This is a genomic window from Sulfurospirillum diekertiae (genome assembly GCF_002309535.1).
GTDB lineage: Bacteria > Campylobacterota > Campylobacteria > Campylobacterales > Sulfurospirillaceae > Sulfurospirillum > Sulfurospirillum diekertiae.
Genome location: NZ_CP023275.1, coordinates 159,336 through 176,168 on the forward strand (window position 1 = coordinate 159,336; position 16,833 = coordinate 176,168).

The window sequence follows — 16,833 nt, forward strand, 5'->3', positions numbered from 1 at the left end:
GCCATGTATGAAATTATAGCGTTTTATGTTTTTGCCACACTCACCATCGGTATGTTTGGAATTGTGGTGATGAGCTCTAACGCACTCTATGCCATGAGTGCCTTAGCCGGTGGAATGATTTTTATCTCAGGTTTCTTTTTTATTTTAGATGCCGAGTTCTTAGGAGTGGTTCAAATCGTCGTTTATTCGGGTGCGATTATGGCTCTGTACGCATTTGGTATGATGTTTTTTGATACAACTCGTGATGTCAGTGAAAAAATGCGTTCCAAAAAAATTGCCTATACGCTTTCTGTAATCAGTGCAATTTTAGTCGTGACGATTTTGTGTGCACCGTTAGCATCTGAAGAGATTGAAGCCATGTATCCATCCATTGACACTGTTGGTAATGTACAAATGATCGGTGTGGTTCTCTTTACCAAATATTTAGTTCCATTTGAGTTAGCGGCTATTATGCTTTTAGTAGCAATGATTGCGGGTATTGTGCTTGCGAGTAAGCGCATGGATGAATACTTAGCTATGGAAGAGAATGAAATCGAATATCCAAAGGAGACTAAATGATCACCTTAACACATTACCTTGTATTAGCAGGTATTTTATTTTCCATTGGGCTTGTCGGTGTGATGCGACGAACCAACCTTTTAATGCTTTTCTTCTCAACAGAGATTTTATTGAATGCCATTAATGTTGGCTTTGTAGCAGTTTCAAAATACTATGGAGATCTTACCGGACAAATGTTCGCTTTTTTTATTATTGCGGTTGCCGCAAGTGAAGTAGCTGTTGGTCTTGGACTTCTGATTTTGTGGTATAAACGCAACGGTTCAGTAGATCTTAATAACCTTCAGACGATGAAAGGCTAGGTATGGAAAACTATCTTTATACAGCACTTTTTGCCCCTTTAGTAAGCTCTTTGTTTGTGGCTCTTTTTGCGGCACGTCCAAAGATGCTCATTACGGGAATTATTGCTTCTTTACTTATTGCTACATCAATGGTTGCATCTTTTGTTTTATTGATCAATGTGAACACCTATGGCCCTTTACATGTAACGATGATGGACTGGATTGCAGCTGGTAATCTAGAGGTTCCTTTCGGCTTTGTTGTAGACGAAGTTTCCGTGATTATGATGGTGACTGTAACCTTGGTTTCAACCATTGTTCATGTTTATTCAATTGGATATATGGATCATGACAAAAGTTTTAACCGTTTTTTCTCTTACCTGTCAGCCTTTGTTTTTTCAATGATGATTTTGGTTATGAGTGATAACTTTGTAGGTCTTTTTATCGGATGGGAAGGTGTGGGTCTTTGTTCATGGTTACTCATTGGTTTTTGGTACGAAAGGCACTCCGCTTCTTGGGCAGCTAATGAAGCATTTATTATGAACCGCATCGCCGATCTTGGAATGCTTATGGGGCTTTTCCTGATTTATTGGACTGTTGGCTCATTTCAATACGATGATGTTTTTGCGAGTGTCAAAACGATGGATCCGGTACTTCTTGCAACGATTGGATTATTTTTATTCATCGGTGCAATGGGTAAATCAGCGCAGTTTCCACTCCATACATGGCTTGCCGATGCGATGGAAGGTCCAACGCCAGTTTCTGCTTTGATTCATGCGGCAACGATGGTAACAGCAGGTGTTTATTTGGTTATTCGCTGTGGTGAAATGTATACATTGATTCCAGATGTTGGCTTTGCCATCGCATCTTTAGGCGCTTTTGTAGCCGTTTTTGCCGCATCCATGGCACTTGTCAATAATGATCTTAAACGTATCATCGCCTACTCAACCCTTTCACAGCTAGGGTACATGTTTGTAGCAGCAGGATTGGGTGCTTATTGGATTGCACTGTTTCATTTAATGACACACGCTTTCTTTAAATCGCTGCTCTTTTTAGGTGCAGGTAACGTTATGCACGCGATGCACGATGAATTGAACATCAAAAAGATGGGTGGTTTGTATGGTTCCATGAAAGCAACGGCTATCTTAATGAGTGTAGCTTCTGTAGCATTGGCAGGAATTTACCCATTTGCAGGATTTTTTTCCAAAGATAAAATTTTAGAAGTTGCCTTCAATGAAGGTGCATATTTTTTATGGTTTGCACTCTTTATAGGAGCGGGATTGACCGCCTTTTACAGTTTTCGTTTAGTAATGCTCGTTTTCTTCGGAGAGAAAGAGTATGTGAAATACGGTTTACATCCACATGATGCACAACCCTTTGTTATTTATGCGATGCTTCCATTAGGACTTTTAGCGGTTGTTGCAGGCTTTTTAGAGCATACCTTTGAAGGTTTTGTAACTCGCCTTTTAGCACAGTATGAAATTCACATTGCACACGGGACGGAAGCACTGCTAATTGCTGGAACATTAGGCATTGCCCTTAGCGGTATTGCCTTTGCTGTTTTTATGTACAAACGTGGAGGTTTTCCAAAGTCATGGGAAGGGAGTATAGGTTATAAGTTACTCAGTAATCAATACTACATACCTAAACTATATGAACTTTACATTATGCGTCCTTTTACTTCTATTGCACGATTTGCATGGTTGAAAATAGATACAAAGATTGTGGATTTTACAGTGGATTTAATTGCTAAAATAGTGTATTCAACAGGGCAAAATGCCAGGAAAATGCAAAGCGGAAATCTTTCTGATATGCTCAGATGGATGGTTGTAGGTATGGTTGTTTTACTTGCTCTTGCACTTTTTTATAGACCAATGGTGTAGGGAGTAGGGCATGGAACATATTTTATCGCTTCTTGTATTTTTTCCAGCGATGGCAGGACTCTTAGGCTTTTTGGTCACAAAAGAGAGTATTAGGGCGTATGGCATCAGTGTTAGCGCCATTGAATTTTTTCTTTCCATCGTTTTATGGATTGGCTTTGATAGTTCAAACGCAGGCTATCAGTTTGTGGAGTATTATCCTTTTGTACCAAGTTTTGGTATGAGTTATTATCTCGGAGTGGATGGTATTTCGCTTTTCTTGATTATTTTATCAACGTTTATTACGATGATTGCATTTATAGCGCTGAGTATTAAAAATGAGATTAAGAATTTAATTATCTCCGTTCTTTTCTTAGAGATGACGATGGTGGGTGTTTTCGTGATCTTAGATGTTATTTGGTTTTATGCCTTTTGGGAGCTCTCATTAGTACCAATGCTCTATATCATTGGCGCATGGGGAAGTGTGAACCGCGTGTATGCCGCTATCAAGTTTTTTCTTTATACGTTTGCAGGTTCTGTTTTAATGCTGGTAGGCATATTGTATATGGGCTTTTTATACCATGAGGCGACAGGCATTTGGAGTTTTGCACTTCCTGATTGGTATTTATTGCAAGTCCCCTTTGAAACACAATTATGGCTCTTTGGAGCATTTTTCTTAGCCTTTGCGATTAAAGTACCTATGTTCCCCTTTCATACATGGTTACCCTATGCACATGGACAAGCGCCAACCATTGGTTCGATCATCTTAGCCGCGGTACTTTTAAAAATGGGAAGTTATGGTTTTGTGCGTTTTTCACTTCCGCTTTTTCCAGATGCTTCAGCCTATTTCTTAATACCAGTTGCAACTATTTGTATCATTATGGTCATTTATGCTGCGATGATTGCATATGCACAAGAAGATATGAAACAAGTTATTGCATATAGTTCCATCTCTCATATGGGAATTGTTATATTAGGAACATTTGCAATGAATGCGGAAGGTATCACTGGCTCAATTTTTCTAATGCTCAGTCACGGTATTGTGAGTGGTGCACTGTTTATGCTAGTAGGCGTTATTTATGATCGCCGCCATACAAAAATGATGCGTGATTTTGGTGGACTTGCGTCGGTAATGCCAAATTTTGCAACAATTTACGGCATTATGCTTATGGCTTCAGTAGGGCTTCCTTTGACAATTGGCTTTGTTGGCGAATTTTTATCCTTAGCAGGATTCTACCGTATCAATTGGATGATGACACTTTTTGCAGGAACGGGTATTATCTTAGGGGCTATTTATATGTTGGTTCTTTATAGAAAATCCTTTTTTGGTCCAGTTGTTCATGAAGAGAATAAAACGCTTAACGATCTCAATGGTAAAGAGCTTACAGCATTGATTCCTCTAGTAGCGCTTGTAGCAATTTTAGGTGTTTATCCAAAACCGGTCTTAAATGTCATTGATATGAGTGTACAAAAAATGCTTGTTTTAATGGAACAAAAAGCGGTGGAACAAACAACAAAAGATCTTATCATTAAAGCCAATACTATAGGAGGAACACACTAATGTTAGAGCCTATTTCGATTGATATGGCAAGCCTCAATCTCCCAGCACTTCTTCCTATGGCAATTTTAACGATAGGAGCCCTTGCCGTTATTTGTATTGATTTGGCGGTCAAAGGGTTAAACCGTAGTTTTTTAACAATGTTTACAATTCTTTTCATCATATTAGATTGTGGTGCCGTTCTTGGTTATAATGGACCAGCGCGTGGCTTTTTTGATGTAATGCTTGTCGATGGTATCTCCATTATTGCACAAGTGATTATTCTTGTCGCATCTGCATTTTTCTTGCCCCTTTCGCTTAGCCATCGACATTTTAAAGAATTTAGAATGGCAGAGTTTTATGCTCTCTTCATGTTTATGATTGTAGGTTTCCAATTTATGGTGGTAAGTGATAACCTTATATTGATTTTTATCGGTCTTGAAACTTCAAGCCTTGCTCTTTACACTTTGATAGCAATGCACAATCGTGCAAAAGCATTTGAGGCAGCTATTAAATATTTCACCATGGGAGCATTAGCCGCAAGTTTTTACGGTGTTTCAGCGCTTATCTTTTATGCCTTAACTGGCAGTATTGAGATTAATCAAATTGAAAAAATTTTAATGCAAAGAGAGTTTGAACCACTCATTGGTGTACTCGCAGCAACGGTATTTATGTTAGGGGCGCTTGGATTTAAACTTTCCCTTGTGCCGTCCCATACATGGACACCCGATGTTTATGAAGGGAGCTCAGCTCCACTCGCAGGATATATGTCTGTTGTACCAAAAATTGCAGGTTTTGTTGTTGCTATACGTTTGTTTGAAATGCTTGTAAGCTCAGGCGTTGTTTGGTTAGAAAACATTTTATATATCACTGTTGTTTTAACGATGACACTGGCAAACTTGACAGCACTGGTGCAAGATGATGTCAAAAGAATGCTAGCATTTAGCTCTATTTCACATGCTGGATTTATGATGGCAGCGATTTTAATTGGTACGACTCAAGCCAATACAGCGCTCTTCTTATACTGGATTTTGTTTATGTTTACCAACTTGGGTGCATTTACAATGCTTTGGATTGTCAGACACCCAAAAAACCTTTGGGATGAGCGTTATCAACATCCGTATGCGAAGTTCTCAGGTTTGGTTAAAATCATGCCTACAACAGCAACGATAATGGGTATTTTTATGTTTGCCCTTGCGGGTATGCCTCCATTTTCTGTCTTTTGGGGTAAGCTTTATCTTGTTAGTGCAGCCATTAACAGTGAGTATATTTCATTAGCCATTATTATTGTCCTTAATAGTGCTATTGCCATTTATTATTATATGAAGTTAGTCATCTATATGTTTTTAAAAGATCCAGATCCTGTTAGAGCTGATGCCGCACTTTATGCAACGAATGCCTCAACACCTCTTAAAGTTATTGTAGGTGTTGCCGCTATTATCACAATGTTTGCTATTGTATTTGTAGAACCTTTATTAATAATTATTACCAAATACGTTACTGCCAGCGGTTTTTAAATAAGGGGTGAAAATCCCCTTATTTTGCTATAATATAGGCATGAAATACATATTAATCTTCCTTTTAGCATCAGTACAACTTCTCGCACTGGATATTGTTTTAAACAGTGGTAAAGAGAACAAATCAAATTATGCTATTTTACATGTAATTGATGCAAAGCCCTTTCTCTGCCAAACTATACCGGATGCTCTTGATAAAAAACACTATATTTGTAAAATAAGCCGACCTATTAATAAACCCATAGAATCAAAAAAAATGAAGCTTGCGGAACTTGATTTTTACGAGAAAGATGGTGACTTTTATATTACGATAGATCCTAAAGTTGATTCAAAATTAGTGCCTGTTGAAGAGAGCTTATACGATACCAGTGAAATTTTAAGTAAACCTACAGAAACATTATATTCCCACTGGACAATTTTATTGCAAGAAAAACCTTTATATCAAGAAAAAGAGGTTTTAGATGGACTGGATTTCCCTGTAGAATTTCCTAAATATCAAAAACCTTATATAGGGGCACTTGATCTTAATGGTGCACCTATTTCTTATGCGCAAAGTAAAGATATTCAACTTTATTTAGATATTAAGCAATCGTATGAGAGCGGTGATTATGACAGTGTTGTTAAAGATGTGAAACGTGTTTTAACACTGTTCCCTAACTCCATTTTTCGTAGTGAATTAGAACTTTATCAGATGCGCTCTATGGACAAGGTCTTAAGTGCAAAAGGCGAAGATAAAACGGATACTTTATCCTTTAATGAAAATGACATTATTAATGTCGCGAAAAGGTGGAGTAAAGAGTTTGCTAGCGATGAAAATATTCCTGAAGTTTTAATGTTGATGACAAAAGCCTATTTGAAAACGAATTCGAAATCAGATGCAAATTATGCGCTTGATATTTTAGTAGGAGAACATTCCGATAGTCCTTTCACCAAACGTGCAATTTTACTGTATGCTGATAATCTTTTCCTTAAAAAAGAGAAAGATAAAGCGATGAAACTTTACTTAGATGTTCTCTTCAGCGCACAAGATTTAGACATTGCTTCAGAAGCAGCGATTCGTTTGAGTGACCACCAAATGGATGCGGGTAAAATGAAAGAAGCCAAAGAGTATTTGCTTAAAGTGCTCAATGTGAATGCCCAATATTTACTCAAAGATAAAGAGGCAAGTTATAAATTAGCACGAAGGCTTTTTGAACATCACCTTTATGATTTAGCGGCTAAGATTACAGATTTGTTGTTAGAAAATACCCCTAAAAAAGCAGATAATCGAGAGTTGCTTCTTAAGGAGAGTGGGGATTGGCATGCCAAAGCCAATGAAGTAGAAGTGGCTCATGCACGCTATCAAGAGTATTTGGCAGATTATAAGAATAGTGGTGAGTATGTTCAAGAGGTAACAGAGAGTTTGGATGAACTCTTTTTTAAACTGAATGAAAACAATGAAACAAAACTGGCTAATTATTATGATAAATTAATTGAGACGTATAACAATGAAATTGGGCAAAAAGCATTGTTAGAAAAAGCAAAATTACTGCTCAAACAAAAACGTTATGAAGAGGTATTAACGTTACAAAAAGATCTTGAGAAGCTACCCGATCGTTATGAAATTAAACCTGAAGAGTTGATTTATGAAGCGGCAAAATCTCTTGCGTTGCAAGAGCTCCTCAAAGATGAGTGTCAAAATACAGTTGGACTTATAGAAGAGTATAAACTTCAACTCAATGAACCGCAATATGAAGAGAAATTGTTTCAATGTTTTATGCGTGTTTCACGTTATGATCGAGCCAAAGAGATTTCAGATACACATCTTAAAGATGCACAACTAATCAGTCGTTACGCATGGTCACAAAAACAGGTTCAAGTGCTTTTTAAAATGGGAAAATATCAAGATGCTCTTGCCTTCAAAGAAGATCTGAAAACACTTTCCTTTACATTGCGAGAAAAAATTGGGTTGGAGACAATTCGTGACCTCTTCTTCTCGTTGACAAAACTTAAAAATCTAGAAGGTGCAGCCTCACTTGCTGAGAGTATTAAAATTCTCTATCCTGATGAATCAAGCAATTTGGATATTTATTACGAAATTGTCAAAATGGCCAATGATGCTAAAAATGATCTTCTTCTTGTGACATATGCACAAACGAGTATTGAAATGCAAAAGAAGTTTAAATCCAATGCTCTTAGCCCAGAATTGGAGTTTATGTACATAGATGCACTCAAACGATTGGGACGCGACCAAGAAGCACTCACGCTTGCGGAAGGACTCTTGCCACAGTCTTTAGTCCCCAAGGATAAAATACGACTTTTCTATCAAGCAGGAGAGTTAAGTTTAAAATTACAAGATTCGAACAAAGCCAAATCTTACTTTACACAATGTGTCTCTATTAACGATAACAGCTCATGGAAGAATATCTGCCAACAAAATCTTGATCTCATACCATAAGAGAAGGTATTAAAAAAGGATTGATTTTATCTCGCAGAATGCATCCATGGAGTATTTCCCCCCCATTCTTCCAAGTCCTGATTGTTTCATACCACCGAAGGGAGGGGTTTTTGCTTTGGATGTAGCAGTATTGATCAAAACTCTTCCCGTTCGTATATGATTAGCAAATGCAAGTGCTTTGGTCTCATCGTTAGAGAAAACATACGCGGAAAGTCCAAAAATAGTATTATTGGCTATCTGGAGAGCTTCTTGCTCATTTTCATAAGGCAGAACACATAAGACAGGACCAAATATCTCTTCTTGAACGATTTTCAATGTCTCGTCGGTGCAGATAAAAACAGTTGGTTTGACAAAATACCCTTTCTGAAATCCTTCCGCTCTTCCAAGACCACCACACAGAAGTTTTGCACCATCTTCAATACCACTCTTGATGTAAGATTGTACGGTATTAAACTGTGTTTGATTGATCATAGGACCAATTTGTGTTTCTTCCCGTTTTGGGTCTCCAATTTTGAGCTTTTGAATATTTTGAAGGAGTAAATTTTCCACTTCTTGAAGTTTTGATTTTGGAACTAACAGCCTACTCCCTGCATGGCAAGCTTGACCGCTATTGCTATAGGCACTGCTTAAAACCTGGGGGATAACTTCTTGTAAATTAGCATCCTCTAAGAGAATGGTTGGAGATTTTCCACCTAGTTCAAGGGTCATTCGTTTAATAGTTTTAGAGCAGTTTTCAAAGATTTTTTTTCCTGTTTTCGTACTGCCAATAAATGAGATGGCATTTACAAGCGGATGTTTCGTTAAAACTTCACCTACAATCTCACCGGTTCCTTGGATAACATTGACAACGCCTTTGGGAATCTTAGCTTTATGTAAACACTCTAAAAACGCTTGTGTCTCTAGGGCATTAAATTCACTGGGTTTAATCACAAGTGTACAGCCAAGCGCAATTGCAGGAGCGATATTGCTACACAAGTGAGCGAGATTTGCATTCCAAGGAATAATAACACCAATAACCCCCACTCCTTCTTTTCGTGTCAAAGAGTAGGCATCTTTTTTGATAAAGTCATAATTTTTAAGTTCTTCTTTAATAACTAAAAAGAGATTGATCGCGTTTTTAGTTCGTCTGCGTGTGGTTGTTATGGTTGCACCAAATTCTAAAACAGCTAAGTCAATCAATGTTTCTTCATGTTTGATGAGTTCATCATGGATACGTTGTAAAATTTCCATTCGCTCATCAATCGATGTTTGTGAAAATGATTCAAATGTTTTGGAGGCACATTCAATGGCTTGATTCATTTCAGAGGGAGTGCTTAAAAATATTTGAGCAATTTCTTGCTCCGTTGTAGGGTTTTTGAGTGTTAATTTCTCATTTGAATCAATGTTGATAAATTCACCATTGATGTAGTTGTGATTGATTATTTTCATTTATTTTACCTATATGATTATGATTTAAAATACGCTTCAATGGCATTAGAAAGATGCTTGATATCGCCTTGGGTATGAGGTGGAAATTGTGAAGCATTAAAGGTGCGTTGGCGTTTGGCTAGATGCAATGTATTAAAGGTGATGCGCTCTTCAAGCCCAGAAATTTTGAATCTACCATCAAAATAATCCAGTACCTCTTTAATCCCAATAGCTTTCATACATTGTGGTGCTCTTGTGTAATGTTTTTCTAAGCCAAAAACTTCATCAATGAGTCCAGCTTTGATCATTAGTGCTGTTCGTAAGGCAATCTTTTGAGCTAAACTTTCTTTGGGTGTTTCTATCTCATATAAAGCAATATCTTTAATAAGGGGTTCTTGTTTAGCATTTAAAAGGTAGAGTGAAGGTATTTGCTTTGTGGTTAAAAATATTTCTAGCCATTTTTCAATACGGTAACGATCACTGGAGGAAATTTTGTTTGCATAAGCCCGGTCATACTCAAGTATCAAAGCATACGAAGCTTCTAAATTTAATAGATGTTGGTCAATTTTTTCTTTTACATGTAAAGATATTTCAGGTTTTAAACTGAATCCGTCCATCATGGCTTTGAGATAAAACCCTGTACCACCTACGATAATAAGGTTTTTCCCCTCTCGCAAAGAAGCTTCATGTGCCTCTTTGTAAAGATCAAAAAACATGGTTACATCAAAATGCTCACTAGGAGATAGGACATCCATGCCATAATGATGAACTCCTTGACGTTCATCAAGGCTTGGTTTAGCAGAAGCAATATCAATTTCTTGGTAAATACTCAGAGAATCAAGCGATAAAATATGTGCGTTATATTTCAGAGCAAATTCTATGGAAAGAGCAGTTTTACCTGAAGCTGTTGGTCCTAAAATAGCGATGGTTTTCAATGAGTTTCTCTTACATGTAGTCTTGGCACAACTGGTACTTTTACGCTTTTTAGCGGTACTGTGCGTGCAATTATAACACTTTTAAAGGGTTTTGTTGTAAAATCAAGCTATCTTAAATGTAAAGGTTAGTATTGCAACAACTCTGGCTCAAACTCAAAGATATTAGTGATTTAATCGTCTTTAAACACTCCGTTTTTGCACTCCCATTTATTTTTGTGGCGATGATCGTCTCTTCCAAGGCACAGAGTGGTACTCTATGGTTTGGATTTAAACTTTTAATTTTAGGGCTTTTAGCCGCTGTCAGTGCACGTAATTTTGCGATGGCTTTTAACCGTTATGCCGATCGTGATATTGATAAATACAACCCAAGAACGGCGGATCGCCCAAGTGTTGATGGCAGAATAGGTAGCTTTAATATGCAACTTTTTATTGCACTCAATGCTGCAATTTTTATTGCGGTAGCGTACCTGATCAATAATCTGGCTTTCTATCTTAGTGTGCCTATTTTGATTATTTTAGGTGGTTATTCGCTCTTTAAACGCTTTTCGCCTTATGCGCATTTGGTGTTAGGTCTTTCGTTAGGGTTAGCCCCTATTGCAGGTGTGGTAGCAATTCAAGAATCTATCCCTTTATGGTCCATTTTGCTCTCTATTGGCGTAATGTATTGGGTAGCAGGGTTTGACCTTCTCTATTCGCTTCAAGATATGGAGTATGATACAGCCAATGGACTTTTCTCTATTCCTTCACGTTTTGGTAAAGAGGCGACCTTTTTTATTTCACGTCTTTTTCATGGACAAACGATTCTCTTTTGGTTCTTATTTGCACTCAGTGCCAATCTTGGTTTTTTTGCGTATCTCGGTGTTTTGATCGCCGCGATTGTACTCTTCTTTGAGCATCGCATTGTACAAAAAGATTTTTCAAAAATTGATCGTGCATTTTTTACGCTGAATGGTTATTTGGGCATCATCTTTTTTGTATTTGTCTTTTTAGATAGGATTTAAGATGGAAGACATTCGCTTTGTACCTGCATTTTTAAAAATAGTGTACGAGCCAGGTAACGTTGAAAATACAGCGTTTATGCAAGAGTATTACACTCTTTTACAGCTGAATGATGACCCTTTGGGTCTTTGGCTTAAATCCTCTAAAGTGCGTAAGGAATCGGAACAAAGTGATCAAGTTTTGCTCACACTTTTGGTTGAGTTACATCGTAAAATTGATAAATTGACCCACTTAATTACCAGTGACACACCTTTGCATCTACCGCTTGCCTTAGAAGGCAATTTGAAGGCAATTGGACATGGATACATTGAATTTGATAGTAATGTATTAAAACCGGATGAAAATTATTATGCAAGAATTGATATGCCGACGTTTCCGAAACGGCAAATGCCTCTCTTTTTTGAAGCGTTAAATGAAAGTATTGGGAAGATTGTAATGATGCATGAAGATGATGAAAAGGATTGGAGCACTTATATGGTGGCATGCGAGCGTGTGATGATACGCCAGATGAAAGGAAATCAAAATGAGTATTGAAACATTGGCTTTTATTGCACTAGCGGCTCTTGTCGTGATCATTTTTTTAATGGTGTATATTCGCGATGTTGAGGTCAATAAAAAGTTGCTCATTTATGAAAAAAGTATTGAAGAATTGAATTACCAAAATCATGTCCTCAATAAAACATTAGGTGAATTAACATCTACTGCAAAAGAGCCTGCTGTAGATATGAAAGCACTTGAAAGTAAGATATTGGGACGTGTAAAAGAAGAGATTCAGCAAAGTGTTTTTCCTCTGGTTGGATCGCTTAAGGATGTTGAAAAAATTATGCAAAATTTTCGGGATGAACAAAGTTCTCGTATTGATCGTTTGGAGAGTCGAACGAAAGAGATGAGTTTTGCTTCTTCTTCACCTTCAAGTTCCAATGAAAAAGTGATCGTTTCGCAATATGCAAAAGGTAGAAGTGAAGCAGAGATTGCTAAAGATTTGCGTATTGGTATTGGCGAAGTGGATTTAGTCTTAAAATTGGCTAATTTGAAATAGTGTTCTTGCAAAATTCAAACGGCTTTACATGTAAAGCCGTTTGAGTGACTTATTTTCTCGTAGAACGACACTCTGAAGCGGATTCTTGAATCATTTGATCGAGTAAACTAAAGAGCGTTGTGCTGGCATTTTCCATCTTTTTGAAATTGTTGATAAAGAACGCAAGCGTATCGGCATTATAGCCATTTTGAAGGTGTTGCATATTATCAGCCACCGATTGATGGACGGTTTTATGGGGTTCTGCAAGCAATGTATAGGCTTTTGTGTTATGAAAGTGTTCTTGCGTTATAGCATCTTGATACCATTTCCCAAGCCTACAATTTTCATGGTTTGCAAAGTTGGCATCGGTTTTTTCATTGAGCACCGCAGAATAAGCATTGGTTTTATAAACGATATGATCGATTTTGGCAAGAATAGTAAAGATTTTATTTTCAAGTTTATAAGAGATATCCGCAGTATCATTTGCATCTTTGTTAAAGGCTTTAAGCGCTTCTTCGAAATGGACAACATTGTCTCCGCTGGCGTTGGCAATCACGCTAATACGATCAGAATTAGAATGAATACCATTGGTTTCTTGCTGAAGTGTCTGAATCGTCATGGCGATCTCTTGGGTTGCTTTTTGCGTACGTTCAGCAAGCTTACGCACTTCATCCGCCACAACAGCAAATCCGCGTCCATGTTCCCCCGCACGCGCTGCTTCAATGGCGGCATTGAGGGCTAAAAGATTGGTTTGATCGGCAATATCTTTAATCAGATTGACAACAGAAGATATTTCTGAAGTGCGTTCACTGAGCGACGTAATAGCTTCATTGGTACTGGTGAGAAGCTCTAAAAGCTCCTGAATCCCTGATGAGAGTGCTGAAACTGTATCTAAGCTATCATTTGATTTTTCAGCTGTCATATTTGAAACTTTGGTAATTTGCGTCATCTCTTTTATGCTATTAGAAAGGTCTTGCTGAATGCTTAAAACACCGTTATTTCCATTTCCAAGGTCTGAAAATGCTGAAGAGAGAACACCTCTTGCTTTACCTTTTTGCCCTTCTATAATGCCTTTAACACCTTCTGAAATGTAGTGTGCATTGATGGCAAAAAGGCCACGGAAGCCTTCATTAAAGATATTGCGATAAGTTTTACCTTGACTCGCAGACTCGATGGAGGTTTTGGTTTCTCGCATCAGTGCTTCCATTTGATCCAGCAAGTCATTAATTTCGAGAGCAATCTTTCCCATCGGTTTGTTGGGATCAATGTTGACAACACGAGGTTCTAAGTTACCGTGTGCAGCTTCTCGAATGACATTGAGAGTCTTTTCATAGAGCTCTGTATCGCATTCCATCGTTTTGCGATTGCTAAAAAATGAACCCGCGGCTACACCAAAAAGAAGTGATGATGTGACAATGCCTTCGGTCGCATTCGCATAACATATGCCTATTGTAACACCCAAAAATAGGGCAAAAAGTGCTAGTTTAGAGTCGTTGTAGCGTGTTAGAAAATTCTTCATAACTGGCTCCTTTTTGGTTTAATAGATCGGTAAGATAGGCAAAAGAAGCTTCCATCCCGCCTGTTTTTTCAAGCTCCAATAATTTAGCATACAGTGGTTCAATGATCGCGAGTGCTTTAGGATTGGCTTTACGCCTTACCGAGTAGTAACCGATAATCGCACCGGATTGATTGGTTGAAGCGGTGATATTGGCATAGACCCAGTAGTGCCCACCATCGAAGCTTAGATTTTTAACATACGCAAAAATCTCTTCTTTATTTTTGACTTTATCCCATAAGAGTTTGAAAATAATTTGAGGCATATCGGGATGTCTGATAATATTATGCGGTTTACCAAGAATCTCTTGTTCACTCGCACCTACAATTTTGATGAAAGGTTCATTGCAGTAAGTAATTTTGCCATGGGTATCCGTTTTAGAAACCAAAAACGCATCAGCACTTACACTGTGTTCCTTGTTATTAGGGATAGGTTTTTGCATACCTACAACTCCTTGCAAAGGTTTCTTAAGATAATGTTAGATACATTTTATCCCAATACTTTTTAAAAATAGCTTCAAAGTGACATTTTATGTATAATGCTTCAACGACTTAATAAATTGAGGAAAAAAATGCTTGTAGATGGATTTGGAAGGAATGTAACATACCTTAGGGTTTCAGTAACTGAACGATGTAATTTTAGATGTCAATATTGTATGCCTGAAAAACCTTTTTCATGGGTACCTAAAGAGAATTTATTGAATTTTGAAGAGCTATTTCTATTTGTAAAAGTTGCTATTGATGAGGGAATAACCAAAATTCGTATTACAGGAGGAGAGCCTCTTTTAAGAACAGATTTGGATAAATTCATTGCGATGATTAATAATCATAAAAGTGGACTTGATCTTGCCCTTACGACAAATGGCTTTTTACTTAAAGAGGCTGCTTCTAAACTTAAAAAGGCGGGGCTTCAGCGTGTTAACATCTCACTTGATAGCCTTAAAGCTGATGTCGCTGCGAAAATGGCACAAAAAGATGTTTTAGCTAAAGTGCAAGCAGGAATTGAAGAAGCACTCAAGGTAGGTCTCAAAGTAAAAATTAATATGGTACCTATCAAAGGAATTAATGCAGATGAAGTTTTAGATGTCTTGGAGTATGCCAAAGCACGGGGAATGTCGATTCGTTTTATCGAATATATGGAAAATACGCATGCCAAAGAAAAACTTCAAGGACTTAGTGGTCAAGAAGTACAAGATATTATTGCTACAAAATATCACTTTAACGCGATTGGACGTGTAGGACCTAGCCCTGCGCACCTATTTGAGTTGGATGATGGTTATATCTTTGGTATCATTGATCCTCATAAACATGATTTTTGCGAGGATTGCAATCGTATTCGACTGACTGCAGAGGGTATGCTCATTCCTTGTCTCTATTTTGATGAAGCTATGAGTATCAAAGATGCTGTCCATAAAGGTGATGTTGCTGGCGCAGCCGAGATTTTAAAAGAGGTATTGCGCAATAAACCTGAAAAAAATAAGTGGAGCGATGATGATCAAAATGAGACATCAACACGCGCTTTTTACGAAACAGGTGGATGAGTAAAATAGAAGAAGGGAATTTCTCTTCCCTCTTCAATACTCTCTTGATCTTCCATCAGGGTATACCCATTACATTGGCTTAAAATATTGAGCCTTCCTGCCTCATAATAAGGAGCACATATAAAGTTCCTCCCATCGCTGTACCCTGGTATAGCACTCATACAATTATCTTTACATGTAACGCGTTTTTGATTGATACACGTAATAAAATCAGGAATAATGCACAGTTGATGTTGTAATTGTCTCAGGAGTGGAACCCCAAGCATTTCAAAACCGAGCATACATCCAAGGGGAAGACCAGGAAGATGTAAAATAGGTTTGTTCTCAAGTAAGGAAAGGGCACTAGGTTTTGCTGGGGCAATGCGTACATGATGAAAAAGCGGTGTTACTGTTTTTGTTTCCAATAAATAACGCATTGCATCATGCCGACTCATCGCTCCAGTCGTAATCACGCAGTCTGATTTTTGAACGAATATTTTTAATTTCTCTAAAATTTTTGTTTCATCTTCTTCACAAATCTCAATTTCATCTACTTTTCCACCAAGTTCAATAATCCTTGCTGCCAAACTCATCGCATTGGAGTTGTGAATTTCCCCTGAGGCGAGTTGATTGCCGATGCTTAAGATACTAACAGTTGTTTTTTGGAATGTTTTAATTTGAGTGATACCTTGTGAAGAGAGAGCGGTAATCTTTTGGGCACTAATACGTTCACATTTCTTAAGCAATAATTCACCTTTGGCGATGTCTTCGCCCTCTTTTTTGATGTGCTGTGTTTGCGTTACATGTAAAGGAATTTTGATGCAATTTTCTTGCTCAAGCACGACATCTTCTTCAGCAATAATGGTATCAGCTCCCTCTGGAATTCTTTCTCCTGTGGATAAACTGACTCCATACCCCAAAGGAATAGGGTTTGGATAGGGAGGAGAGAGTAGGGTATAAACTGTTTTATCCATAGAAAAAGCGATGCCATAGCCCTCTTTAAGACTCATAGAATATTTGGGAAGCGCAAATTTGGCAAAAACATCAGCACTTGCAATATGATTAATTGCCTTAAGAAGTGGCAACGTTTTGTTTACATGTAAAGGTTTGATGTGCGTCTGAATAATCTTTAACGCTTCTTGATAAGAAATAGGCATTGATGAACCTTATGATTTATGGGGAATATTATACTAAGAATGATAGAATTTTAGATTATT

General features: G+C 37.6%; 15 protein-coding genes. 10 read left to right on the forward strand and 5 right to left on the reverse strand.

Annotation, left to right across the window (positions count from 1 at the left end; translation table 11 throughout):
- Positions 1–3 precede the first annotated feature (3 nt).
- From SJPD1_RS00890 to SJPD1_RS00915, 6 genes are read left to right on the forward strand one after another with little or no spacing between them, the layout of a single operon-like run.
- Positions 4–558 carry an NADH-quinone oxidoreductase subunit J gene (locus tag SJPD1_RS00890; RefSeq protein ID WP_087437469.1) on the forward strand — a complete coding sequence of 185 codons (555 nt, stop codon included), beginning with the start codon at positions 4–6 and terminating at the stop codon, positions 556–558.
- Positions 555–857, forward strand: a complete 303-nt coding sequence (gene nuoK, locus SJPD1_RS00895) for an NADH-quinone oxidoreductase subunit NuoK (RefSeq protein WP_087437470.1) — start codon at positions 555–557, stop codon at positions 855–857. The genes SJPD1_RS00890 and nuoK overlap by 4 nt, the downstream gene beginning before the upstream one ends.
- A 2-nt stretch (positions 858–859) precedes the next feature.
- Positions 860–2,716 (forward strand): NADH-quinone oxidoreductase subunit L, encoded by a 1,857-nt coding sequence (gene nuoL / locus SJPD1_RS00900; RefSeq protein WP_096045554.1) that lies wholly within the window; start codon positions 860–862, stop codon positions 2,714–2,716.
- Positions 2,717–2,726: 10 nt separating this feature from the next.
- Positions 2,727–4,253: an NADH-quinone oxidoreductase subunit M gene (locus SJPD1_RS00905; protein WP_096045555.1), complete on the forward strand. Its 1,527-nt coding sequence runs from the start codon at positions 2,727–2,729 to the stop codon at positions 4,251–4,253.
- Positions 4,253–5,746 carry an NADH-quinone oxidoreductase subunit NuoN gene (gene nuoN, locus SJPD1_RS00910; protein WP_096045556.1) on the forward strand — a complete coding sequence of 498 codons (1,494 nt, stop codon included), beginning with the start codon at positions 4,253–4,255 and terminating at the stop codon, positions 5,744–5,746. The genes SJPD1_RS00905 and nuoN overlap by 1 nt, the downstream gene beginning before the upstream one ends.
- A gap of 40 nt (positions 5,747–5,786) precedes the next feature.
- Entirely contained in the window at positions 5,787–8,183 is a 2,397-nt protein-coding gene (locus tag SJPD1_RS00915) for a DUF7494 domain-containing protein (protein WP_096045557.1), read from the forward strand.
- Between the two features lie 9 nt (positions 8,184–8,192).
- Here SJPD1_RS00915 and SJPD1_RS00920 read toward each other — a convergent pair whose 3' ends face one another.
- Positions 8,193–9,611, reverse strand: coding sequence for an aldehyde dehydrogenase family protein (locus SJPD1_RS00920; RefSeq protein WP_096045558.1), 1,419 nt, complete (start codon positions 9,609–9,611; stop codon positions 8,193–8,195).
- A 17-nt stretch (positions 9,612–9,628) separates the two neighbouring features.
- Entirely contained in the window at positions 9,629–10,525 is an 897-nt protein-coding gene (gene miaA, locus SJPD1_RS00925; RefSeq protein ID WP_096045559.1) for a tRNA (adenosine(37)-N6)-dimethylallyltransferase MiaA, read from the reverse strand.
- Positions 10,526–10,656: 131 nt separating this feature from the next.
- Between miaA and mqnP the strand changes: the two genes are divergently transcribed.
- From mqnP to SJPD1_RS00940, 3 genes are read left to right on the forward strand one after another with little or no spacing between them, the layout of a single operon-like run.
- Positions 10,657–11,526, forward strand: coding sequence for a menaquinone biosynthesis prenyltransferase MqnP (gene mqnP, locus SJPD1_RS00930; RefSeq protein WP_096045560.1), 870 nt, complete (start codon positions 10,657–10,659; stop codon positions 11,524–11,526).
- 1 nt (position 11,527) lies between these two features.
- Positions 11,528–12,058, forward strand: coding sequence for a hypothetical protein (locus SJPD1_RS00935; RefSeq protein ID WP_096045561.1), 531 nt, complete (start codon positions 11,528–11,530; stop codon positions 12,056–12,058).
- Complete coding sequence (locus SJPD1_RS00940; RefSeq protein WP_096045562.1) at positions 12,048–12,563, forward strand: DUF6115 domain-containing protein; 516 nt, start codon at positions 12,048–12,050, stop codon at positions 12,561–12,563. The genes SJPD1_RS00935 and SJPD1_RS00940 overlap by 11 nt, the downstream gene beginning before the upstream one ends.
- 49 nt (positions 12,564–12,612) lie before the next feature.
- Here the strand turns inward: SJPD1_RS00940 and SJPD1_RS00945 are convergent, their stop codons facing one another.
- Together SJPD1_RS00945 and SJPD1_RS00950 are read right to left on the reverse strand one after the other, a co-directional pair.
- Positions 12,613–14,061, reverse strand: a complete 1,449-nt coding sequence (locus SJPD1_RS00945) for a methyl-accepting chemotaxis protein (protein ID WP_096045563.1) — start codon at positions 14,059–14,061, stop codon at positions 12,613–12,615.
- Complete coding sequence (locus SJPD1_RS00950) at positions 14,027–14,539, reverse strand: PAS domain-containing protein (protein ID WP_210394390.1); 513 nt, start codon at positions 14,537–14,539, stop codon at positions 14,027–14,029. The genes SJPD1_RS00945 and SJPD1_RS00950 overlap by 35 nt, the downstream gene beginning before the upstream one ends.
- A 129-nt stretch (positions 14,540–14,668) precedes the next feature.
- Between SJPD1_RS00950 and moaA the strand changes: the two genes are divergently transcribed.
- A complete protein-coding gene (moaA, locus tag SJPD1_RS00955; RefSeq protein ID WP_096045564.1) occupies positions 14,669–15,637 on the forward strand; it encodes a GTP 3',8-cyclase MoaA in 969 nt (322 codons plus the stop codon).
- On the opposite strand, the gene SJPD1_RS00960 is transcribed toward moaA, so the two are convergent.
- Positions 15,619–16,773, reverse strand: a complete 1,155-nt coding sequence (locus SJPD1_RS00960; protein WP_096045565.1) for a molybdopterin molybdotransferase MoeA — start codon at positions 16,771–16,773, stop codon at positions 15,619–15,621. The genes moaA and SJPD1_RS00960 overlap by 19 nt on opposite strands.
- Between the last annotated feature and the right edge of the window lie 60 nt (positions 16,774–16,833).